The sequence below is a fragment of the Pelosinus sp. UFO1 genome, assembly GCF_000725345.1.
Classification (GTDB): Bacteria; Bacillota; Negativicutes; order DSM-13327; family DSM-13327; genus Pelosinus.
Genome location: NZ_CP008852.1, coordinates 2,905,948 through 2,929,347 on the forward strand (window position 1 = coordinate 2,905,948; position 23,400 = coordinate 2,929,347).

A 23,400-nucleotide genomic window follows, 5' to 3' on the forward strand; every position below is an offset into this window, starting at 1 on the left:
TATTGTTATTATACCACAAAAGAACAGCTTGGCAACTATCGTTTTTTTAGTTCTCTTTGACAAAGACTTCCCCTACGGTAAGAGCATATAGTTATTCTTGCCTAAATAGCGAAATAGCAACAACCTATTGTAATACAACCTATATTCCAAGCTCTTTGCGTTTCTTTTCGATATGGTCTACATAAATTTGAATTGTTTTCTCTGCACTTGTTTCCACTGTTAATTTGCCTAAGCCTAAAGTTTCCGTAGTTTCTGTTAATGTTTTTACTACTAAATCACTACCTGTTACAGAAGGAACAGGGGCAACATGTACTAACCAACCAAGGGCAATTGCAGTACAAGCATCGGCAACAGCCTTTTGCTCCAAGTATTCTGGGGCACCGATAACAATTGGCAACATATTTGTATCTACATCTAAAGTATCCGCAATCTCCATAGCCGTCTGCGTCATCTTTCCAATGTCCACACATGCACCATAAGAGAGGACCGGGGGAATTCCTAGGGATTTACAAACCGCTTTTAGGCCGGATCCAGCCTCATCTGCTGCTTTTGGATCAGCCAGTCCAGTATATTGCATAACCGAAGAAGTACACCCTCCTGATAACACAAGAATATCTTTTTCAATCAAACCTTTTGTAATCTTAAAGATATTACTACCACCTTGACCATAACGAGCCGTAGTACAACCAACTATCGTTGCAATACCACGAATCTTCCCTTCTACAATTGCATCAATAAGAGGTTTCCAAGAGCCACCTAACGCTGCTTTAACTGATTCTGTACTAAAGCCAATCATGCAATCTGAGACATGTGGTGGAATGTAAACTTCTCTATTTTCAGCCTTACGTTTTGTATAGGCTGTAATGGCCATATCCAGAATTTTTTCTGCTTGTTTGCGCATTTCTTCAGGTTTAAATTCTACGACTTCTGTATCAGGCATACGGATGACTTCGTGAGTGCTTACCATGGTAGTACCAAAACGTTTCGCATAAAGAGGTAAGGTCGGAATGGTACAGTTATAATCAAACATGAATAAATCTACAGCACCTGTGGCTAGTAAATATTCCTCTGACAACCATTCTCCTTCTTGGCCAGCATAAGCAGACATTTTTCCAGTATCTTCATAGTTTAATAATTGTTGCCCTTCACAAACATGTCCTAATACCTGAAGACCTGTTGCGCCAGCCTTTTTAGCCTTTTCTTGCCACTCAGGAGAAGAGGCAAGTTCAATAACAATATGAGCTGCAAGTGGCATATGGCCATTTGTAATAATATTGACCTTTTCCTTATTTAACAAGCCCATATTTTGTTTTGCTGTTCTTATCTTTTGTGTACCCATTAATATTTCTTGTAATATATCTAATGCAAATAAACCTTGGTATTCATTGGCAATCCCTAAACGTACCGAGGTTAATAGAAAATCGACCGGATCGGCATTTAAGTTTGTCATACATTTTGTTTGTGCAAACGCAACCTCACTAAAGCCGCCACCAGGGAATAACTTTAATTTCCGCCACAGCTCTTGACGTTTAGGAGGAGCAAATACTTTAGTCATTGCTGACTCTTCCCAATAAGGCCGGCTAATATCTTCCAAAACCCAGTTTGCGAAATTTACAGCAACTTTTTTTACATCTTCATGACTATCTAATCCGGCCATTTCAGCATATTTGAGTAATTTATCTTTATCGCGAATTTTTAAACCACTATCTGGATTTTCTGCTGCTGCCTTTAAAGTTCGGGCCACCTGCTGGGCATGAAAAATATTAGCGGAAGTTCCAATCGTTACATGACGATATACAAAATTTCTTGATACCATTACATCCGCATCCACGCCACAAGCTCCGCGTGGTACTTTGGCATTTATACGACAAGGACCATTGGCACAAAGCTGACATGACAATCCTTGTACACAAAAAGTACAACGAATCTTTTCCTGTTGATCAAATCGATCAAATACATTTGTAAGCCCTTGAGCATGAACATGTTGGTACATTTCACGCATAGCTGGATCTACAATAACATTAAGAGGAAATCCCTCTTTCCCCTGATCCGTTCCCTGAATATGTTTACGCTGCCATTTATGTACCTCTTCCATAGAAGGAGATTTCTCAATATCATAGTATTTTTTTGCGTTTTGATGCACGTCAAAATGTCGATTTGGATCATTTGTACCACTGGCATCACCTTTTCCTGAAACAGATTCCACATCACCTCGACTGGTTTGATCTGTACTTTTAATTAATGTTTCATTTCCTTGATCTGACAACTGCATTACCTCCTTTTTTTCTAGCTTTTGCTATTTTCAAAGAGGCTATTCATCTATATACAACACTTTCACTATAACTAATAGAATATTGTAGCTATGAGGAAACGAAAAGATACTATTTAAAATACTATACTCTAAAAAGAAAAGAAGCCTGCCTAAAGGCAAACCTCTTCTCTTACTTTTAGATAAAACGTAATCTAATTATATAATCTCAGGGTTATTAAACCTCCATAATAATAGGTAAAATCATTGGACTACGGCGAGTCTTCTCATAAACAAATTTACTTAAGGCATCTCGAACACTACCTTTGATTGCAGCCCATTCAGTCACTTTATTGGCCTCACAATTAGCAAGGACCTGCTTTACTTTTTGTTTAGCTTCAACCATTAAGTGTCCTGATTCTCTAACATAGACAAAACCACGGGAAACTAAATCGGGACCCGCTACAACTGAGCCACTGGCCTTATCTATAGTGATAACTACAATGAGAACTCCATCTTGAGATAATTTGCTACGATCACGCATAACAATATTTCCTACGTCACCTACTCCTAAACCATCAACAAAAACCTTACCTGACGTGACTTTCCCTGATAACTTCCCACTAACAACACCAGCTTCTTTGGAAAACTCAAAGACCTGTCCGTTACTACCTATAAAAATATTTTCCTTGGCAACGCCCAATTCTTGAGCTATCTTTCCATGGCTTATTAACATCCGATACTCGCCATGCACGGGAATAAAGTATTGAGGACGAACTAAGGTTAACATTAATTTTAATTCTTCCTGGCTGGCATGCCCTGAAACGTGAATACCAGCAGAACGTTCATGTATCACTTCTGCTCCTAATCGTAATAAGGCGTCAATCGTCTTTGACACGGATTTCTCATTACCTGGAATCGGTGTCGCAGAAATAATAACAGTATCACTAGGACTAATCTCAATTTTTCGATGATCGTTCATTGCCATTCTCGTTAAGGCAGACATAGGTTCCCCTTGGCTACCAGTCGATAAAATCAATATTTGGTTTCCTGGATAGTTTTTAATCTCATCAATGTCAATTATGACACCTTCGGGAACCGTTAAGTACCCAAGTTCTGTAGCAATATTTACAACGTTAATCATACTGCGTCCGATAATTGCCACCTTACGGCCATATTTACAAGCAGACGTAATCGCCTGCTGTACACGTAATACGTTGGATGCAAAGGTAGCTAAAAGAATTCGCCCCTTCGCATTGTGAAATGCTTCATCCAAAGCAATGCCGACCTGTCGTTCTGATTTCGTAAAACCCGGTCGTTCCGCATTCGTGCTGTCAGACATCAAGACGAGTACACCTTCGTCACCTAATTCGGCGAATTTATGAATATCCATTGCTTTACCGTCAACTGGTGTATAATCAATTTTAAAATCACCCGTATGGACAATTGTCCCAACCGGAGTCTTAAAATACATTCCTACGGCATCAGGAATGGAGTGACATACGCGAATGAACCCTACTTGAATGGTACCAAATGATATTTGATCGCCTGGGTTCACTGGAACCAACTTGTAGTTTGCCACGCCATTTTCTTTTAATCGGCACTCGGCTAACCCTAATGCAAGACGCGTACCATAGACGGGTACATCAATTTGCTTTAATAGATAGGATAAAGAACCAATGTGGTCTTCGTGGCCATGAGTGATAACAACCGCCCTTATCTTATCCTGATTTTCAAGAAGATAGGAGATATCAGGTATAACTAAGTCAATCCCTAACATATCATCTTCTGGAAATGCTAAACCAGAATCAAGAATGATAATATCATCTTCGTAGCGAATTACTGTCATATTCTTGCCGATTTCGCCTAACCCACCAAGTGGAATAATGGCTAATTTATTTTGTTTTTCCAAGAAAAATACCTCCAATATTTGAGTTTGTACATTTAAGTTTTTTTCACCAATAGACGTTCCGTAAACCAACCGTTCCCGCTTTCGATTGGTTTCATCCAAATGTTCATAAATGAAAATACCCGCTCAAAACCCATTACTTTCTATTGTACTTCAAATTGCTTCAATATACAAGTTTTGGCGTATTAAACAATACTTTTTTCACAATTTTTACCCTTTAATGGAATTTCCACAAAAATTTTAGTGCCTTGACCTAGTGCTGATTTAATAACAAATTTTCCTTCCACCAAAGCAACACGTTCTCTCATTCCATAAATACCCAAACAAGTATGGCTATGGGAATTTCTAACGATTTCTGTATCAAAACCTACACCGTCATCATCAACCAACAAAATAAGTTTATCCTGTTTTTTATTTAAGGATACCCAAACCTGTTTTGCTTTTCCATGTTTGACTATATTCGTTAATGCTTCCTGTAAAATACGATATAATGTGATTTCTACTTCAGGAGAAAATCGTTCTCTTGATAAGTTATTAAAATCAACATACATAGAAATTCCATATTGCTTAGTATAGTTTTCTATATATTTTTTAGCAGCAGCTACTAACCCTAAGTCATCTAATAATACAGGGCGTAATTCAACTGCCATATGATGCACCGCTTCTAAGGTCGTAACCGCAAGGTCACGCATTTCTAGTATCTTTTCTTGCTCCTCGCTACTTTGCACTTGCTCTGCGAGGACACGTAGACCAACAATGATGGAAGTTAAGGACTGGCTTGTTTCATCGTGGAGCTCCCGTGATATTCTTTTACGTTCATCTTCTTGTATTGTAATTATTTTATTTAAAAATATAGACTGAAGTTCTTCTTTTTCTGTTAATGCCCCTACTAACCTTTCCTGCCTGGCATTTGATTGAAGATTGGCTTCTACGAAACGTGCAGCTAACCTCGCATAAGGCTCCGCAGTTTTTTGATCACCAGTTACGCCAATTAAGCCAATACATTGCTCCTCAAACATTATAGGAACATTAAAGCCATTGCGGGTACCAGGCATATCTATTTCATCTTCTTCACTAACATAAAACTCCTTCACAACCCCATTCTGCAGCATCTTTGCCCCGGCTTCATGAATTTGTCCAATACGTTCTCTACTAAAAGACGCAATAATTACTCCATGTTCATCAAGTATATTTACATTCTTATTTAATTCAACAGCTACAGTATCTACTAAAGACTGCGCAAATTTCGCATCTAATCGTCTATGTTCATTTTCCACTTGGAAACCTCCAAAAATATTCTTGCGTATCCTATTTCTTCAGACACTTTGCATAATCCTATATTTTTTAAAATTTCAAAAAATATATTTTAATTATTGATTGACAAGTAATCATAGTTTTAATAAAATAAGCAAAGAATTGAATAGGTTGTGATTATAGAGGTGCAAGTGTTATGAGTAAGTATAGTGAGCCGGAAGCAATGAACTATACTGAAAGGAATAGTTGCCGAAACAAAAAAATTCCTACTTTTTTTGTTGGGCTTGTATTGAATAAATGCAAGACTGTCACCAAAAGCTTCTTTTGGGTGGAGTGCTATCTCACACAAGCGGTAATTTATCTTTGTATAAATTTTTTGGTTGTGAGATAGCTCACAACCATTTTATTTTGTAAATTAGGAGGTAAATTATGTCAATTCCTACTGTAAATCTGAAAGAATTATGTCCAGAAAAAGTAGGCCTCAAGCGTGACATGAAATCACGCCACCTTATGATGATTTCTATCGGTGGTACCATTGGTACTGGACTCTTTCTAGGATCAGGTCAAACCCTTAGTCAAGCAGGTCCTCTTGGTGCTGTTCTTGCCTACCTAACAGGCGGTTTTATCATGTATATGGTTCTCTTATGCTTAGGTGAACTAACGGCAGCCATGCCTGTTTCTGGCTCGTTTCAAAGTTATGCCTCTCGTTTCATATCCCCTGGAGCTGGTTTCACCACTGGCTGGTTATACTGGATAAACTGGGCAATTTGTATTGCTGCTGACTTTACCGCTGCAGGTATTATTATGAATAATTGGTTTCCACAATTGGCGATCTGGATGTGGTGTGGAATCTTTGCTGTGATGTTAGCCTTATTAAACATCATCTCGGTAAAGGCCTATGGTGAAGCAGAATTCTGGTTTGCTGGTATCAAAGTAACTGCAATTTTAGCTTTTATTGTCGCTGGTGCAGGTCTGTTGTTTGGTTTTTCTAGTCATTCTCTCCCTATTGTCGGGCTCTCCAATTTTAATACTGGCTCTGGTCTTTTTCCGAATGGCTTTGAAGCAGTATTTTTAACTATGATCGCTGTAGTGTACTCTTTCCAAGGTGCTGAGCTTGTAGGGATTGCTGCAGGTGAATGCGAAGACCCAAGTAAAAATGTTCCTCGCGTTATTAAAGGGATTACTTTCCGCATTATTATATTTTATGTGTTAGCCATGGTTGTACTCGCAGGTATTATTCCTTGGCAAGAAGCAAGTGTCTTAGAAAGTCCTTTTGCCCATGTATTCGGTATGTTAGGATTCCCTTTAGCAAAAGATATTATGAGTTTTGTTGTTATGACCTCCGCCTTATCTGCAGGTAATTCCGCTTTATATGCCTGCTCTCGTCTCCTCTGGTCTATGTCCAAGGAAGGATTAGCACCTAATTTTCTAGGCAAGCTAAACTCTCGTGGTGTTCCTATCAATGGTGTTTATTTGACTCTAGTATTAGCTTGCATGTCTTTACTTACCAGTGAGTATGCTGCCGATACCGTATATTTGTGGCTTATGTCTAGTACAGGGCTTACAGGTTGTCTAATTTGGGTTATTATTGCTTGGTGCCAGATAAACTTCCGTAGAGAATTTGCTCGCCTAGGTGGTAAATTGGAACAACTCAAATTTCGTACACCATTCTACCCACTTGTACCTGTACTTGCTTTGGTATTAAACATTGGTGTTATTTTCAGTCTATATTTCGATGAATCACAACGTATTGTTCTTTACACTGGTATTCCTGTACTGCTTGCTATCTATTTATATTATGTAATATTTTTAGATAAAAAAATCACAGGATCGAAAGCCCAAAGCCTGTAAATATAAAAAATGGTGGCCTCTTAAATGAGGTCACCATTTTTTTATTTACAGGCAAAACTTACTATGAAACACAGCCCCCTATTTATGTTATAATATTATGTAAATTAAATAGGTAGGAGGCATCATTATGGATTCCTTATCCCATGCACTAATTGGCATGGCTGTTGCTGGTTTATCTGGACATCCTCTATCCTTACATGATCCTATTTATCTTGCGACGGTTATTGGCGCGCAAGCACCTGATTTTGATATTATCGCTCAAGTCAAAGGAAATTTTTCTTACCTTAGACAGCACCGCTCTTTTTCTCATTCCATCCCTGGTTTATGCATGTGGGCAGCTATGATTAGCTTAAGTCTTTATGCTTTTATGCCGGAAACCAATCTTTTTTCCTTATTTGGCTGGGCCTTTGCTGGTTGTCTGTCACACAGTATCATTGATTATTTTAATACCCATGGAGTGGCAATTTTATGGCCTTTTCGTAAGGAACGCAAAAGCTTACAACTTTTAAATGTATTTGACCCTATACTCCTATTGCTCATGACGAGTATCTATACTTTACCCATTACTATGTTTATCTTATCTTGTCTTACTTTTTTTACGATTGTGGCATATATTAGCCTTCGCATACTCCTCCGCAAAAAGGCAAGAAGGCAAATACATGAGATATTTTCCCATGAAGATATTGTACAAGTCTCAATTATGCCTTCCTTACAGCGTATATTATTTTGGGATTTTGTCTTAGAAACAAAACAATCTTATACAGTTGGACAACTAGGAGCTATTTATCCCGTATTAGAAACCAATGCCAACTTAACAAAACAAAAAGCTGTTTCTCCCTTTACCTTGCAAGCCCAAAAAACGATACTTGGTGATTTTTTCACTACCTTTACCCCCTTTATTTATTTTGAAGAGGAACAAAGCCTTCATTCCAGCTGTGTAAATATTTACGACCTTCGCTATATCGCAAATAAAGAATTTCTACACCGAGGGACGATCATTTTTGATAATAATCGACTTCCAACAGAGTCTTATCTTTATTCCTATGGAAATACAATGAAAATTCCATGTAACCAGCTAAGGTAACACAAACAGAAAAAAATTCTCCTGAGGATTTTTTTCTGTTTCTTTTTTTCTACAAATTTGAATTCCTTCTAGTACTTCCCTTACAACATTTACCTCTTCTTTTAGGAAAGGGCTTTCAAACTTTTTGGCGAATCTCTCTAACATTATGTAAACAAGAGGGGTTTTTCTATGTCGAAATGGATACAAGCTTTTTTATCGATTACATTAACATTTGTAACCAATACAACCTTGGCATCATCTGACTCTTTCTCAATTGGAACCTGGCATACTTCCGGATTACAAAGCTGGCAGACTACATTTCCTTTACATACAAAGGTAATTGATGGTGCCTCCGAATTGAATTACCCACACGAAGACATTTATCTCATAGCAAGTTTTGGCAAGAAACTAGCAAAACACCAATCTCTACAGCTTGAAGTAGGCATGACAACCAGTCCTACTACCAAGCTTGGCACTGATTCCGATTGGGACTATTCAAAAAATAATAATTTATGGTATTTTGGCACTTTTGACACGCAAAATAAAGGTCTTTTTGTCACAGCCGACTGGAAAAAAAATCTTACAAAACGCACTGATTTCTTAGCTGGGTATCAGTATAATCGAAACCTTTACTCTATGAAAAATGGCTTTTACTCAATAGAAGATTATTCAAACGTAAATGTCCCCCTCGTCAATTTAGATTCAAGCTATCTTATGATTTATCAAGGTCCACATTTCGGGGTACGGCATACAATTCCCTTAACGAATACAACTGCACTTATTGGCTCTTTCATATATTCCCCTTTACTGTTAGCCCAAGGTCAGGGCTGGTGGAATCTACGTGATTTATCATTTGCCCATTCTGGTACGGCAAGAATGTTTGATACAAAAATTGGTTTACAATTTGCTCTAAACTCAACCTCAGTACTTTCCTTAGGTTATCGCTATCAATATTTTAGTCTTTATAACGGCCGAGAAAATACAAATCCAGACATAATATGGAACAAGGCGGTTAATGTTCAAAAGGGCTATTATATGACTGGAATTATCAAGTTTTAGAGGAGCTTTCTATGGATATTCCTAAATACACACTCGCCTTCGCCATTACAGCATTACTTAGCACCAATTACTTTATTCCTCTTGCCTGGGCTAACGATATACACCTGCCGGCTTTACAAATCGCCTATGAACAAAACCCTTATAATGAGCAAGCGGCCTACGACTATGCCTTAGCCCTAGCTCGCAATGAGCAATTCCCTTTGTCATTGAACCTATTTAAGCAGCTGTCTGCAAATAGTACGAATCCGAATATACTATTTGACTATGCCACCGTGTTAGCATGGTCAGGAGATAATAGGGGCGCAATCTCACTATATGAAGACCAAATACTTCATCTTGAGAGGGTACCCCTATATGTTAAAAAGAACATAGCCGGTGCCTACTACAAGCTGGCAAAATTCAAAGAAGCATACCTACTCTATCATGAAGTTGGTGCAGCTGGAGATCGCCAGGCTAGGCGCTGGGAAGCGGAAGCCTTGATGCACATAAATGATTTCGCCCTCGGAAATAAAATCTATGATCAGCTTATATTTGAAGATCCAACTGATATTGAAACTTATGTTAGCCGCGGGTCAATGCTGATTTTAGCTGGTGACCCAGTAACTGCTGCCATTGATGTAACGAGAGCACTCCAGTTAATACCTGCTGGTCAGGAAGGTAACCCAGAGCGTCAATTACGCAATGAGATGTCTATTGCTTTTATACAACATGGTGATTACAGCAGGGGCATCCTGCTATTACAACCAACAATAACCGATGGTTCTGCTAGTATGAAAATGCAATCAAATTATATTTATGCCCTAAGATTAAACAATGATTATAAGCTAGCAATTCAGGAAGCAACCAAACTTTGGACAGACCTCAGCCTAGTACCGGATTTTGGTTTGCAAGCCCTAGCTGATTCCTATCTTCGCTCAGCACAACTGCAAAAAGCGATATCAATATACAATTTAATTCTCCAGCGAGGCAATGAGGGAACCAATTTAAAGTCTGTAAAATTAAGTTTAGCTTATGCCTATGTAAAATCTGGCAACCGAAGTAAAGGGTTGTCTCTCTATGATGAAATACTATCTGCCCATCCTGACTTGGCCTATATAGTAGCAGAAGACGCTGCTTCTTTTATAGAAAGTAACGAATTTCTCACGGGTAAAATGTTATATAAAAAACTAATTGCTGTTTTTCCAAATGATGTATTGTATCGAAAACAATTCGCTTATGCCTTATCCGAAAAGTATATGCCCCGAGAATCCTATGAGCAATATAAGGCCTTAAGTACACTGAAAGATGGTAATCTTGTTGGATTATCAGGTATCGTTAGCACAGCTCTAGCAGTAGGCGATTATAAAACAGCAGATACAGCACTTGATTCTCTTGAAGAAAGCTATTCCTATAGTCCTATTACAGATCAAGCAAGTAAACGGTATGAGGCTCGCCCCAAAGGCAGTATTGAATATAATTACCAGGTAGAAAGTGATTATAAAAACAACAACACAATAATAGCGGAACTTACGGCCAAGCTCCATATAAGGGGACGGTTCTCTCTATTAGCAGGGGCAAATAGGAATATCATGAACAACGGAGTAAACTCCGCTACTTTACAAACCAATTCTTTTGGTCTCAAATACCAAGACACCAGGCAAGATGCTACCATTTGGCTAGACAATTATCGTTTTACTAACCTATTTACCGGTTATCGCTTCTTTGCCAATCACTATTTTAATGACAATTCTGTAGTGGGGTTAAAAGTAGAACGTGCTCCCATAAAAGATCTAAAATCACTACTGTTGCCTATTATGTCTACTAATTATCAAGTAAGCTTTCATCGCCAATTGGGTCTTAAAGATCAGTATAACGTTGCTTTCGCCTCTTCCAATTACAGTGACAGCAATGTTTCGGAAACCTATGGAGTAAATTTAGAACACACTATGTTTTCAAATGAGAAAAAAACTCTAACCTGGTTTACATCTTTTGACCGAATTAATTACAAATACCAGGAAATAAAAGGTCAACCTTTGACCTATGAGCCTCCAACCGTTCGAGAAGCCTATGTTATAGGATTTAAAGAACGCTGGACTCTTGAAAAGAACTCTTGGAATGCAAATTTCAGAGCTGTTTGGGATCGAGATCGCCCTGAAGCATTTGCCTTTTCACCGAGCGTTGGTGTAGAGTTTAACCACCAATTTTCACCGAACAAAGTGCTCGTTGCAGGACTTGAGTATGGCTTTCATAATACCCTACCTACAAGCATAAACACTCTAGGCATTGGGTATAAACAATCTTACCTTTATTACCGAGTGAATTGGTAGTTCGCTGCCCCCAGTCTAGGAAAGGAGAACCAGATATGGTGCCTAATCTCTTGCTTACCACAGCTTTATCCTTACTGTTTTTTTTATCGTTTACAAGCCCAGTTATTGCAGCAGAGGAAAATGGTGTTATGATTCTTTGTTATCATGATGTTGTGGAACACCCCTACAACACCTTTACGATTACTCCCAATACGTTGAAAGAACACTTTGAATTTCTCAAGAAGAATGGCTACCATCCTATATCATTAGATCAATATCTTGAGGCCTCTACGCAGGGTACCCCTTTACCCAATAAGCCTATTTTACTTACTTTTGATGATGGTTATCTATCACTTTACACTAAGGTATATCCACTACTTAAAGAATATAATTACCCTGCAGTCTCGGCCATTGTTACCTCTTGGACAGACTATGCTCCACCGGATGTAGGAGAGGTAATAACATGGGGACAAATACGGGAAATGGAAAAGTCGGGATTAATTTCTTTTGCATCTCATACTCACCAATCTCATCGCTCCGCCATAATGAACCCCCAAGGTGATAGTGGAAAGATGACAGAAACCTTACAATATATTCACGGACAATATGAATCTATTGATATCTATCATCAACGTATACAAAGTGATTTAAAACAAAGCCAGACCGTCTTTGAAAAGGAGCTCGGACACAAGGTAAAAGCGATTGCTTGGCCTTATGGCAGTTACACGAAATCTGCAATTGACATTGCCCAGAAAGAAGGTTTTACCTTGTTTTTAGGGCTAGATGACGTTTTTAACTCTTTAACTCCCTCCAGCATGACAAATGCCCGTCGAGGAATTATAGAAACAAATTTGACAGGAGACAAATTTGCTAATTTTCTAAAATCAGGTACTCATACATCCAAACAAATGATGGCTGCGCAACTTGACATTGATCTTATTTATGATCCATTAAGTGCTAGCGAAACGGAAAATAATCTTGCCCTAGCAATTGAATCTTTGCGTGCTGCCGAAATAAATACAATCTTTTTACAAGGATTTAGTGATATAAATGGGAATGGGAACATCGAAAGTGTTTATTTTTATACTAAAGAAGCTCCTGTTCGAGCTGACATTTTCAGTCATATCGCTGCAAAACTCCGTAAAGAAGGATTTATAGTTTATGCTTGGATGCCCACCTTGGCCTGCCAATGGCTGTTAAAAGATCGACCAGAAGATACAGTTATTGCTTACTCAGACAAAGGGAAGGGTTGGTACAATCGAGCAACATCATTTAGTCCAGAGGTACAAACACATTTAGAAGCACTATTTAGTGACCTAGCAGCTTATAGTTACATTGACGGTATCTTATTTCAAGATGACTTATATCTTAACGACTATGAGGATTTTTCACCAGCAGCAAAGAGATCCTTTTATAATTCTACAGGTCTAGCATTAACTCCTGAAATCTTACAAGACAGTGAAACCCAAGCCCAATGGGCACAAATCAAAACAAAGGCTTTAACAGATCTAACTAAAAAACTTATCGTAGCGATGAAGCAGTATCGCCCTTATCTAGCAACAGCACGTAATTTATACCCTACCATTATAACTGAGCCTCAATCTGAATTTTGGTTGTCCCAAAATTATGATCAATACCTCACCACTTACGATTACACCATTGTTATGGCTTACCCCTATATGGAAAAGCAGTATGATAAGCCCCTTGTCTGGTTAGGCCAGCTTGCAGATACGGCTTTAAAAAATAAAGTCAATACCTCTAAAGTAGTCTTTAAGCTACAAACCTACGACTGGCATAAAAAACAATGGCTTAGTGTCAGGGAATTACAGCAGCAGGTTGCTACTTTAAAAAGCAAGCATGTCATTCATTTTGCTTTTTATCCTGAAAATATATTTTCATCACCATAATCCACCCCACCCAAAGAAAAAGGAGCTTCTTATGCTTACTAGCACAATAATTACTTTTTTTATAAACTTTCTTTTCTACTACCCTTTCGCTATGAGCATACTTTGGACATTGGGTGCATTGTTCTTTTATTTTCGGCGTGAACATAACAAAAGCCGTGAAGCACCGATATTTGATCAATATCCGTTTGTATCTGTTCTTATTCCTGCCCACAATGAAGAAATCTCAATTTCTAGCACGATTTTTAGTATCTTATCATCGAATTACCCGAATTTTGAGGTGATTGTCGTAGATGATGGCAGTATTGATAAAACACCTGCTATATTGGAAGAAATGGTGGACCGTTACCCCAAACTGCGCTTCCTGCGGCTACAAGAAAATAGAGGGAAACCTACTGCACTACGTTATGGAACCTTAGCAAGTCGTGGAGATATTATTCTTACCATCGATGCAGATGCCCATCTCGATGCTGACGCAATCCATTGGATGGTTGGTCACTTTTTAAGTGGTCCTAGGGTAGGCGCGGTTACAGGAAACCCTAGAGTACGAAACCGCACTACTTTACTAGCGAAAATTCAAGTAGGTGAATACTCGTCTATTATTGGTATGATTAAACGAACTCAGCGAATCTTAGGCAAGGTATTAACTGTCTCAGGTGTCATTGTTGCATTTCGTAAGCAAGCCCTCTTGGATGTAGATCTTTGGGACATTGATATGATTACTGATGATATTAATATTACTTGGAAGCTAGAAAAACGATTTTGGGATATTCGCTATGAACCCAATGCCCTGTGCTGGATTTTAGTGCCAGAAAGTTTATCAGGTCTATGGAAGCAACGAGTCCGCTGGGCCCAAGGAGGCGGTGAAGTCATTCGGCGTCATATTAACATTTGGACAGATTGGCGCCAGCGCCGTATGTGGCCTGTATATCTTGAATATGTAACATCTGTCATGTGGTCCTACACCTATGTTACTTTTCTGTCCCTATGGATTCTAAGCTTACTATTCCCGTTTATGAATCTTCATGCTATGAGTTTACTTCCTGGTTGGAAGGGGTCTCTATTGGTTTTGATTTCAGTTATACAATTTAGTGCGGCACTTTATATCGATAAACGTTATGAAAAAGGCCTTTTTAAATATGTATTTTGGGTAATATGGTATCCTTGGGTTTACTGGATTATTACTGCATTCGCCACAGTCAAAGCTACACCGACTGCCCTTTTTCGTAAAATGGGGACCCCTGCAACATGGGTGAGCCCAGATCGAGGTTTATCCTAAAATATTTTTTGAGGTGTTAAGGCCAGCATTGCTAGCATCTTCGGGGGTGATAAAATAGGTAGTCACTTACTAATCAATAAACCACAACTAAAGAGTTTCTTACTACGTATTTTAGAAACTTTTTTTTCCGCATTATTTTGGATATTCTTTCTTTACTTCTGCTATCCATTACTAATTGCTACTTTTTCCATATTTATGGACCATTGGTATATTTTAGACTTTTCTCCCTACTCATCGCCCAAACCCACTCTCGAAATGATGCTATATACCTTTATCTTTGCTCTATTTATTCTTATTTTACTAATAAGCTGGTCATCATGGAATTATTTGTGTTATGGCTGCTTAGATCGTCGCACCCCCCCTGCTACGGTTCCCAACTCCAAATTAGCCCTGGCCTTTAATATACCACTAGAAACTATTATCAATGCCCGTGACGCCAAATATGCGTTAATTACACCAGCACAGTTTACGTTTACCCTTACCCTGCTAAAAAGATTATCATCAACCTCTCCTTGTTTATACTTGGAAAGAGTAAGTCCCTTGCCTTGGAAGAAGCTAAATGATGCTTCACTGAAAACAAAGACACTCTATTTCCCTACACTTCACAGAAAGTTGATAGAATAGAAAAAACTATCTTATGTTATCACGTAAGATAGTTTTTTCTATTGCTATTCAAATTTTCATTCAACAGCTTCTTTAGTTTATGCCGCTATCATTAAAGAACTTTCCATAACTTTTATCGCGAACCATAATATGTTTCGTAATCCACTCTTTAAGAAACATAAAGGTAGGAAAAGACAGAGCGACTACTCCTTCGTTGTGCTGTTCTAAAAATTTATTTACTTCTTGTATATAATACTCATGTTCCTTTTTATGCTCTACATATTGAGGGAAATTAAACTTTATCATTAATTCTTCTTCTGCTGTAAAATGATACTTCACATATTCTAACAATTCTACTAATGTCTGATGTGTTAAAGCCCTCTCCTCTTCCAAGTCTTCACACTCAAATACTTGCTTATAAACCCCATTAAATAAATCAATTAATTTCTTATGGTCATTGTCAAATTCTTGCACATTTGTAGAATATGCTTCATCCCATTTAAAAAATGCCATCTTTATTCCTCCTTTCCACCATGCTTTCTTTCTCTCTCTCATTCGCCTGAAAATCCTTAGTTCCCTGCTTGACCACTTTATTTTATGCCTAAAATTGTAATGATATCATCTAGTTATACCATTAAAAATAATACAGTAATATTTTAGTAATGACCACATGTTAATTCAACAGTTGCTATTTGACGTAAAAAAAGCAAGCCTGATATTCTCTATTACCCTAATTTATTAAAGCAACAATAGGGCAATACGGCTTTCTAGTTTGATTTTATAATAAAAGACTCTTTTACTCAAATCGTTATGGGGCTAAGTATTATATGAAGAAAAGTTTTTGAAGACTTTTCATATATCTTTTGGACATAATAAAAGTAAGATCTAAAGAAGGAGGTACTATATGACTAAGAGACATATCAAAGAATGGTCAGAAATTAACCAAATCGTCCCAAAACTACCCGATGATAAACGGCAAATTTTGTACCAAGAATTGAAACGTTCCGGACAAGTTGAAAACCCCATTAATTATACCGAAACGCATCTCGAGGGCGGTGATGCAGATGATGAATACAGACGGACAGACAGACAGACAGGCAAGCCAGATCTAGAGTAAGCTTTGGGTCAAGAATGGTTGTGAAGTAAAAAGGGAAAAGCCAGTAACGCACTGCCAATACGTTGCTGGCTTTTTTCTGTAGCAGATCCAATACTACTGACGCACTTTTGAAATGCAGAAATGTAGAGAAACCTTTTCTCCATGACACATTGAAATAAACTTTTTTACAAAAAAATAATTTTTTTCAATTTTTAAAAAGAAATCTCTTTACTTTTTTTCTAATTTGGCGTATAGTTTAGAAGCACTCAAATAGATCGATTGGGGCTGACATCCGTCCTTGTTAAAGGTTACTTTAATAAGAGACAATGAAATTCTCATTACCTATTTTAGTAACAGATTTTAGGAGGCTATACAAAACATGACTCAAGACAAAACTTTAACTTGCCGCGATTGCGCAGACCAATTCGTATTCTCAGCTTCAGAACAAGATTTCTTCGCTGAAAAAGGTTTCACCAACGAACCAGGACGTTGCCCTTCATGTAGAGCAGCTCACAAACAAAGAAATGGTAACGGTGGCCGTAACAGCAACTACCAACAACGCGAAATGCATGACGCTACTTGCGCTTCATGTGGTGTTGAAACACAAGTTCCTTTCCGTCCAAGCGGCGACCGTCCTGTATATTGCAGAGATTGCTTTAGCCAGAACCGCTAGGATGTCAGAAAGTCCCTGTCTTATGACAGGGGCTTTTTTTATTTTCGACTTATTTTTTTTGCTACTAATTTATCATTGATTTTTTATTTATGAGCAAACAGTAGTTAACTCTTCTAGTTTATACAATGAAAGCGAAGAATCCTAGCACTGAAACCAAAGAAAAAACTCGTAAAACCTCCCCTCATTACACAGTTGAAACTTTTGAACTCATTCTCCATCGACCAATAATTAACTAATAATTCTATAAAAATAGCAAGTACTATGGTACAATTCTAATGTAGTCCCAAAACATATATGAGCATTCTTAACCAATATTTCAAATATTACTACAAGGGACAGCACATGGAGGTTTCATCTTGGCGAAAGAACATACTATTGATATACCTGCCCATTGTAATATTTATTGCAATGCAGCATTAAGAACATTACGAGTTTGTTTTAGTGAACCCTCAGATGGCATAAATGATGATACTGGAATTTTACTATTAATTCCAGGTTTTGGGGCAGATTTAAATTCAAACGTTTATAAAAAGATGCGAGAAATATTTGCTGATCAATATAATCTTATAACAATACAATGTGATTATTTCGGTCAAGAGTATATGCAAGAACCAGTTAACATGAGATTTGACATAGTCCGTTTTCTAGAAGATTTATCCTTTAAAAATCCAAAGTTGATTATAAATGAATCAACTTTAAGTGCGGATGTTATACAAGATCTGGCGTATAAGTATAATATTACAATTTTTCGTACTAGTAATTTTAACGAAACAATTGAAAATTTTAATGATATGGGCCTAATGCAAACTTTAGATAATTTAACAGCTATCTTAGCAGTGATAGCTATTTTAAATGATAATAAATTAATTTTTAATGCAAAAAAAATCATAGCTTATGGTCATTCCCATGGCGCTTATTTAGGCTATTTGTGCAACGCATTTGCCCCCACACTTTTTTCACTGCTCATTGATAATTCAGCTTGGCTATTTCCCCGTTATTTAAACCCTGAAACACCAAGAACTATAGTAGACATGATAGCTTCTAAAGATGAAACATATGTGTGTACATATATTTCATCTTTAGCAGCCCAGCTTTCACAGGATAAAGAATTATTAGAACTACCTTTATTATACAAACAATTCAATAATAATTGTATAATAAGTTCTTTTCACGGAACTACCGATACCCTAATATCCTGTACTGACAAAAAAGTTTATTGTTCCTCTATACCATTTTGCCAGTACAATGAAATTTCAGCGGCAGATATTGATGGTGTAATATTTCGTTCTACAAACCATGGATTAGATGCGGATTTTTTAGAGTTTTTCCACTATAATATGGCACGCTATAAAGATCAATTCAGTACTTCTTCTAAAATTCTACTTCCAGACGTAGTTTTTAAAACAACTCAATTTACTTATGAGGTAGACTATTCAATAGGGTTTCCTAATTTGATTATAAAAGGAGAACATTCAGGCAGGAATAAGGCCTTCTGAAAAAACGTTGCTTTTATAGACATACTCAGCTTGTTACATAAGAATTCTTAAATCTTGATAAAATTTTTCTTTTTAAGAATGTGACTAAAGAAATTAAAGGACTAATAGAGTAACTCGAATGATAGTTCTTTGGTCCATTCGATAGGTAGGCGGGCCACGACACGCTTTCCCGTAAAAACTTCTTTACTCCCTTTCCATTTCGCATTAAAATAAACGTAATTAATCTAAATTTAAATAGGATGGAGGTCACTTATGGCTGGATGTAACGAACAAAACTGCACCTGTCCAAAAACAGATTGCGAACGGCACGGTAAATGTTGTCAATGTATAAATTTTCATCGTGAAAAAGAGAATCTTGTCTATTGCTTACGGAAAATTGCCAACAAGAACTAGTATTCTTTTAAGCAGCAATGTAGAAAGACCTTACCTAAATTGGTAAGGTCTTTTCCATTATTCGAACCGCGTCATTATTTTTGTTAATAATGCTAGTCAATGCTACTCTACACTCGGATTAGTTCTTCTTTATAACGTGCTTCTTTAACCAAAAGAAAGGCGGCAATCAGTAATGCAAACATAAGAGATATGCCAATTAAAAGTACTACCCCTTCCCATCCATACCAGCTGAGAAATTGTCCTCCCATTGTTCCAATTAAACTCGCGCCTACGTAGTAAAAAAGTAGATATAAAGAAGCAGCCTGCGCTTTATCAGAATGAGCACACTTCCCTACCCAGCTACTAGCCACCGAGTGACTGCCAAAGAAACCATACGTAAAAATGGCAACGCCTATAATTTTTATATACAAATTAGCATGTAAGGTAATCAGACAACCTAGCAGCATAATACCTACAGACAAACATAAAATTTTAGAACTGCCACTATTGTCAGCAAGTTTTCCCATATAGGTGGAGCTAAAGGTACCAATTAGATATACTCCAAAAATACAACCAACAACCGTCTGACTTAAGTTATAAGGCGGAGACATTAATGAATAACCAATATAATTGTACAAGGTAACAAAGCTTCCCATAATCAAAAAGCCCGTCATATAGAGCAGAAATAACTCTGTATTTTTTAACTTTCTAGCCAAAGCAGGAACTACTTCTTTTATTGCTATGGTTTTAGGTGAAAAATTACATGAATCTGGTAAGCTAGCCCAGAACCATATGCTGACTAAAAGGCTGATCAAACCAATACCGACCAGGGCGATATGCCATGAAAAATAATCTGTCAAAGTACTGACAATAATACGTCCAGTCAAACCACCAACAGAATTGCCACTAATATAGATCCCCATAACCAAACCTGCAATACTTGGATCAAACTCCTCATTTATATAAGCCATTGCAATCGCAGGATATCCCGCCAGCATAATCCCCTGCAAAGCCCGCAAGGCTAATAACATTTCAAAGTTCTGACAGAAAGAAATAATAACAGCTAACACTGAAGAACTCAGCAAAGCTATACCCATTACTATTTTTCGCCCTCTTACATCCGATAACCATGACATAGCTAACATAAACAATGCTAACAACCCTGTAACAAAGGATATAGAGAGACTCGCATAAGAAGGTGCTACTTTAAACTCTTGTGAAAAAACAGGAATCAAGGGCTGTGTACAATAAAGCAATGCAAAGGTAACAAAACTTCCTAAAAATAATGCGGATATTCCCCGCCAATACAAAGGATCACCCTTTTGTATATTTCCCCTCATAACATCCAATCCTTCTTCTTTTCTTTAACTTTCCTCTTCATTCTAAACTTGGATTGATCATATGTCCAATGCATCATTTTTATATAATCAATGTTATATGATTATATATCATCAGTTTGACATTTCATCTTCTCCTAGTTATGATTTAACAAAAGAGTTCTGATTACATAGCAGAAAAAGGTGGTTTGTTTCATGGAATGGCATCAACTTGAATACTTTAAGCTAGTGGCGGAATTACAACACGTTACTCATGCCGCTGAACAACTATCTATTTCTCAACCAGCCCTTAGCCGTTCCATTGCTAAATTAGAGGAAGAATTGGGCTTTCCCTTATTTGAACGCCGTGGAAAAAACGTTGTACTTAATCGCTATGGAGAAATCTTTCTCCAGTATGTTGAAAAGTCAATGCAGGAAATCACCGCAGGAAAACAAGCCATTCATGATTTAATTCATCCCGACCACGGCAGCGTATCCTTATCCTTTCTTCATTCCCTAGGGCCAAATCTTGTACCAGGCTTATTAAGTAAATTTCGCCTAACATGCCCTAATATACAGTTTAAGCTTTATCAAAATACTACTACCCTCTTATTGGACCAACTGGAGAACGGTGAAATTGATTTATGCCTCTGCTCTCCCGTTGCAACAAGAGAGCACGTGGAATGGGAACCCCTCTTTGCTGAAGAATTATTTGTTGTTATCCCTCATGGTCATTACCTAGGAACGCGTGACACTATTGAACTTAAAGAAATTGCGGCTGAACCCATTATTACCTTCAAAAAAGATTATGGCCTCCGCATTTTAACAGACCAATTCTTTAAAGAGGCAAATATCGATCCATTTATCACCTTTGAAGGGGAAGAAATTATGACAGTTGCTGGTCTAGTTGAAGCCAAACTTGGTGTTGCTTTAATTCCACATGTATTTGGCTTAGATAAAGCGAAGATTTCTTTCTTACCTATCTCTAACCCCCTATGCCAGCGCACCATTGGTATCGCCTGGATAAAAGAACGCTATCTGTCCCCCGCTGCCCAAAAATTCAAGAGTTTTGTCATCCAGTCCTTCCAATAAATAATAAGACTTCTTCCCTTTATGGAAGAAGTCTTATTATTTTTGTAATACCTTAATGATCGTAGCCATCGGTATTATGAAAGGCAATATCAAAAATATATTTTCTGTATCTCTTCTATAACTTCCTCACCCCGGCTTGACACCTGAGGAATAGAATAGCCGATAAAAATAGGGGAAGTAACAAGTCGTGGCATAATCTTGGCAGAAATTTGACCCTCTAACTGGTAGAAAAATATATTATAACTGTTACATCTTTTATGAAAATGGTTTAATAAATAGTGGGCAATGATTTGTATATAGTCAGCCATTTGATTCAGCGCTTTTGCATTGTACAATCTTACGTTAAATTCACAAAACCCGACTCTCGGTTGTTTTGCTAGATTTAACTCTGCACCACTACTTTGATGAATAACAGTTCCTTCTAAACTATTCGCTGTTATTCTTGTGGTATAATCTATATTTTTCAAACCAACAATTTGCATATGAGGATGTCTTATCGTGCCACCTGAACAGGGACCATGATTTTTATAAAAAAGCACAGAAGCAAATTCTTTGCTTTGTATCATTTCTTGCCATTTTTCCACGCTAAAATGAAATAAACGGTATAAATGTTCTTTTGAATACAGTGACAATTCAGAATGACAATCCTCTGTTTCAATAATTAGAGTTTGTAACGTATCCCTTAATACTGGGTATTTATTTTTTAATAAAAGGATGGGGCCATCTTCTGCAATCACACCCTCTAACTTTTCCCTACAGCAAAATGGACACTTCACTTCCGTATTTACAATATTCTCTGGTTTAAAACTACCAATCGTAGAGTCAAAAATTAAATGATTCGTTTCCGCCATACTATATCTCCCCTATAATCTTGAAATGGTTCTTACCTATATAATAACCATTTCAAGATTATAGATAAATCTCCTTTAATAAATAAAAAACGCTTACGCGTTTTTTTCGAAATTGAGAGCATAGAATTTCAACATAGCCCCAGTCTTGGCTGATAACTAAAGAGTACTATTCTGCAAGGTACAAAGAGGATAAGAACCAAAGCTTTTAAACCACAAACTTTTGGCTTTTACTGCTTCTACGGCACTACGTACATTACTTTCCTCCATACTGCCATCTAGATCGAAGAAAAAAATATAGTTGCCGAGACCAGTACGTGCAGGTCTTGATTCTATTCTTGTAAGATTTACATCTCTCCCGGCAAATTCCTGTAGGATTTCACACAAACTACCTGGACGTGTTCCATCAATTTGGCACACTAGGGAAGTTTTATATTTATCTTGAGAAGAAGGATTAGCGGGGTGATTTCCTAATACAATAAACCGAGTACAATTCGTAGAACTATCCTGAATGTCCCTAGACATAATCTGCAAATCATAAATACCAGCAGCACCTAGACTGCCAACTGCTGCATAATTTTCTAAACCGCTAGCAACTAAAGTGGCAGCATCTGCAGTACTATTCATCGTCCGCAGCTCAGCTTCAGGAAACAATTTTCTCAAATTCCGTCGACACTGGGCCAACGCTTGGGGATGAGAAACGATTACCTTAATTGAATCCGTCTTCTCTTTAACTAGCAGATTGTGCCTTACTGGCCAAATCACTTCCTTGATAATATACAACGTAGTTTCGTGGGCTAAGATATCTAAGGTGACATTCACTGAACCTTCAAGCGAATTCTCTACCGGCACGATACATTCCGCTACTTCTTTAGATTCTACTGCCTTAATCGCCATATCAATACTAGAGTAGGTTTTAAAATCTACTTTCATATCTTGGTATAGGCAGAATGCCACTTCCTCGCTATAGGTCCCATGTGGCCCAAGGTAACCTACTATTTTTTCTAAAATGGGCCCACTGTTAGTGTAAGTCATCCTTAGTACCTCCCATT

General features: G+C 37.5%; 18 protein-coding genes and 1 riboswitch. Of the genes, 11 read left to right on the forward strand and 7 right to left on the reverse strand.

All coding sequences use genetic code 11. The annotated features are described in order from the left end of the window. Nucleotides 1-139: 139 nt before the first annotated feature. The 3 genes from cooS to UFO1_RS13845 form a co-directional block, all read right to left on the reverse strand. Nucleotides 140-2,266 carry an anaerobic carbon-monoxide dehydrogenase catalytic subunit gene (gene cooS, locus UFO1_RS13835; protein ID WP_038671693.1) on the reverse strand — a complete coding sequence of 709 codons (2,127 nt, stop codon included), beginning with the start codon at nt 2,264-2,266 and terminating at the stop codon, nt 140-142. 220 nt (nt 2,267-2,486) lie between these two features. After that, the gene (locus UFO1_RS13840; protein WP_038671695.1) at nt 2,487-4,160 is read right to left on the reverse strand and encodes a ribonuclease J; all 1,674 of its coding nucleotides are present in this window, start codon (nt 4,158-4,160) and stop codon (nt 2,487-2,489) included. A 182-nt stretch (nt 4,161-4,342) separates the two neighbouring features. Continuing rightward, the gene (locus UFO1_RS13845) at nt 4,343-5,434 is read right to left on the reverse strand and encodes a sugar diacid recognition domain-containing protein (protein ID WP_038671697.1); all 1,092 of its coding nucleotides are present in this window, start codon (nt 5,432-5,434) and stop codon (nt 4,343-4,345) included. Nucleotides 5,435-5,583: 149 nt separating this feature from the next. Then, a riboswitch (Lysine riboswitch) is annotated at nt 5,584-5,758 on the forward strand. 82 nt (nt 5,759-5,840) lie between these two features. On the opposite strand from UFO1_RS13845, the gene UFO1_RS13850 reads away from it, so the two are divergent. The 7 genes from UFO1_RS13850 (at nt 5,841) to pgaD (ending at nt 15,476) form a co-directional block, all read left to right on the forward strand. Beyond that, the gene (locus UFO1_RS13850; RefSeq protein ID WP_038671700.1) at nt 5,841-7,262 is read left to right on the forward strand and encodes an amino acid permease; all 1,422 of its coding nucleotides are present in this window, start codon (nt 5,841-5,843) and stop codon (nt 7,260-7,262) included. A gap of 127 nt (nt 7,263-7,389) precedes the next feature. Continuing rightward, nucleotides 7,390-8,346: a metal-dependent hydrolase gene (locus tag UFO1_RS13855; RefSeq protein ID WP_038671702.1), complete on the forward strand. Its 957-nt coding sequence runs from the start codon at nt 7,390-7,392 to the stop codon at nt 8,344-8,346. Nucleotides 8,347-8,514: 168 nt separating this feature from the next. Continuing rightward, the gene (locus UFO1_RS13860) at nt 8,515-9,384 is read left to right on the forward strand and encodes a hypothetical protein (RefSeq protein WP_038671703.1); all 870 of its coding nucleotides are present in this window, start codon (nt 8,515-8,517) and stop codon (nt 9,382-9,384) included. Between the two features lie 11 nt (nt 9,385-9,395). Further along, nucleotides 9,396-11,690 (forward strand): hypothetical protein, encoded by a 2,295-nt coding sequence (locus UFO1_RS13865; protein WP_038671705.1) that lies wholly within the window; start codon nt 9,396-9,398, stop codon nt 11,688-11,690. A 35-nt stretch (nt 11,691-11,725) separates the two neighbouring features. Then, nucleotides 11,726-13,576 (forward strand): poly-beta-1,6-N-acetyl-D-glucosamine N-deacetylase PgaB, encoded by a 1,851-nt coding sequence (gene pgaB / locus UFO1_RS13870; RefSeq protein ID WP_038671707.1) that lies wholly within the window; start codon nt 11,726-11,728, stop codon nt 13,574-13,576. A gap of 31 nt (nt 13,577-13,607) precedes the next feature. Then, the gene (pgaC, locus tag UFO1_RS13875; RefSeq protein ID WP_038671709.1) at nt 13,608-14,852 is read left to right on the forward strand and encodes a poly-beta-1,6-N-acetyl-D-glucosamine synthase; all 1,245 of its coding nucleotides are present in this window, start codon (nt 13,608-13,610) and stop codon (nt 14,850-14,852) included. Between the two features lie 72 nt (nt 14,853-14,924). Beyond that, entirely contained in the window at nt 14,925-15,476 is a 552-nt protein-coding gene (gene pgaD / locus UFO1_RS26220; RefSeq protein ID WP_371256729.1) for a poly-beta-1,6-N-acetyl-D-glucosamine biosynthesis protein PgaD, read from the forward strand. A gap of 72 nt (nt 15,477-15,548) precedes the next feature. On the opposite strand, the gene UFO1_RS13880 is transcribed toward pgaD, so the two are convergent. Continuing rightward, on the reverse strand, nt 15,549-15,968 hold the full coding sequence (locus UFO1_RS13880; RefSeq protein WP_038671711.1) for a bacteriohemerythrin: 420 nt from the start codon (nt 15,966-15,968) through the stop codon (nt 15,549-15,551). Nucleotides 15,969-16,359: 391 nt separating this feature from the next. Between UFO1_RS13880 and UFO1_RS13885 the strand changes: the two genes are divergently transcribed. The 3 genes from UFO1_RS13885 to UFO1_RS13895 all read left to right on the forward strand — a co-directional run bounded on the left by UFO1_RS13885 (nt 16,360) and on the right by UFO1_RS13895 (nt 18,720). After that, nucleotides 16,360-16,572: a hypothetical protein gene (locus UFO1_RS13885; RefSeq protein WP_038671713.1), complete on the forward strand. Its 213-nt coding sequence runs from the start codon at nt 16,360-16,362 to the stop codon at nt 16,570-16,572. A gap of 358 nt (nt 16,573-16,930) precedes the next feature. Beyond that, nucleotides 16,931-17,224, forward strand: a complete 294-nt coding sequence (locus UFO1_RS13890) for a zinc-ribbon domain containing protein (RefSeq protein WP_038671716.1) — start codon at nt 16,931-16,933, stop codon at nt 17,222-17,224. Between the two features lie 356 nt (nt 17,225-17,580). Further along, the gene (locus tag UFO1_RS13895) at nt 17,581-18,720 is read left to right on the forward strand and encodes a DUF2920 family protein (RefSeq protein ID WP_038671718.1); all 1,140 of its coding nucleotides are present in this window, start codon (nt 17,581-17,583) and stop codon (nt 18,718-18,720) included. A gap of 500 nt (nt 18,721-19,220) precedes the next feature. Here the strand turns inward: UFO1_RS13895 and UFO1_RS13900 are convergent, their stop codons facing one another. Then, on the reverse strand, nt 19,221-20,432 hold the full coding sequence (locus UFO1_RS13900; RefSeq protein WP_038671720.1) for an MFS transporter: 1,212 nt from the start codon (nt 20,430-20,432) through the stop codon (nt 19,221-19,223). Between the two features lie 192 nt (nt 20,433-20,624). Between UFO1_RS13900 and UFO1_RS13905 the strand changes: the two genes are divergently transcribed. Continuing rightward, nucleotides 20,625-21,500 (forward strand): LysR family transcriptional regulator, encoded by an 876-nt coding sequence (locus UFO1_RS13905; RefSeq protein ID WP_038671722.1) that lies wholly within the window; start codon nt 20,625-20,627, stop codon nt 21,498-21,500. Between the two features lie 89 nt (nt 21,501-21,589). Here the strand turns inward: UFO1_RS13905 and UFO1_RS13910 are convergent, their stop codons facing one another. Further along, nucleotides 21,590-22,351 (reverse strand): DUF4931 domain-containing protein, encoded by a 762-nt coding sequence (locus tag UFO1_RS13910; protein WP_038671725.1) that lies wholly within the window; start codon nt 22,349-22,351, stop codon nt 21,590-21,592. A gap of 156 nt (nt 22,352-22,507) precedes the next feature. Further along, a complete protein-coding gene (pheA, locus tag UFO1_RS13915; RefSeq protein WP_038671727.1) occupies nt 22,508-23,383 on the reverse strand; it encodes a prephenate dehydratase in 876 nt (291 codons plus the stop codon). Between the last annotated feature and the right edge of the window lie 17 nt (nt 23,384-23,400).

Bases quoted from the DNA above. Each gene is read 5' to 3' on its own strand.
- UFO1_RS13900 (WP_038671720.1), bottom strand. From the start codon at position 20,432: ATGAGGGGAAATATACAAAAGGGTGATCCTTTGTATTGGCGGGGAATA.
- UFO1_RS13905 (WP_038671722.1), top strand. From the start codon at position 20,625: ATGGAATGGCATCAACTTGAATACTTTAAGCTAGTGGCGGAATTACAA.
- UFO1_RS13885 (WP_038671713.1), top strand. From the start codon at position 16,360: ATGACTAAGAGACATATCAAAGAATGGTCAGAAATTAACCAAATCGTC.
- UFO1_RS13850 (WP_038671700.1), top strand. From the start codon at position 5,841: ATGTCAATTCCTACTGTAAATCTGAAAGAATTATGTCCAGAAAAAGTA.
- UFO1_RS13860 (WP_038671703.1), top strand. From the start codon at position 8,515: ATGTCGAAATGGATACAAGCTTTTTTATCGATTACATTAACATTTGTA.
- UFO1_RS13865 (WP_038671705.1), top strand. From the start codon at position 9,396: ATGGATATTCCTAAATACACACTCGCCTTCGCCATTACAGCATTACTT.
- pheA (WP_038671727.1), bottom strand. From the start codon at position 23,383: ATGACTTACACTAACAGTGGGCCCATTTTAGAAAAAATAGTAGGTTAC.
- UFO1_RS13890 (WP_038671716.1), top strand. From the start codon at position 16,931: ATGACTCAAGACAAAACTTTAACTTGCCGCGATTGCGCAGACCAATTC.
- UFO1_RS13880 (WP_038671711.1), bottom strand. From the start codon at position 15,968: ATGGCATTTTTTAAATGGGATGAAGCATATTCTACAAATGTGCAAGAA.
- UFO1_RS13855 (WP_038671702.1), top strand. From the start codon at position 7,390: ATGGATTCCTTATCCCATGCACTAATTGGCATGGCTGTTGCTGGTTTA.
- UFO1_RS13910 (WP_038671725.1), bottom strand. From the start codon at position 22,351: ATGGCGGAAACGAATCATTTAATTTTTGACTCTACGATTGGTAGTTTT.
- pgaB (WP_038671707.1), top strand. From the start codon at position 11,726: ATGGTGCCTAATCTCTTGCTTACCACAGCTTTATCCTTACTGTTTTTT.
- pgaC (WP_038671709.1), top strand. From the start codon at position 13,608: ATGCTTACTAGCACAATAATTACTTTTTTTATAAACTTTCTTTTCTAC.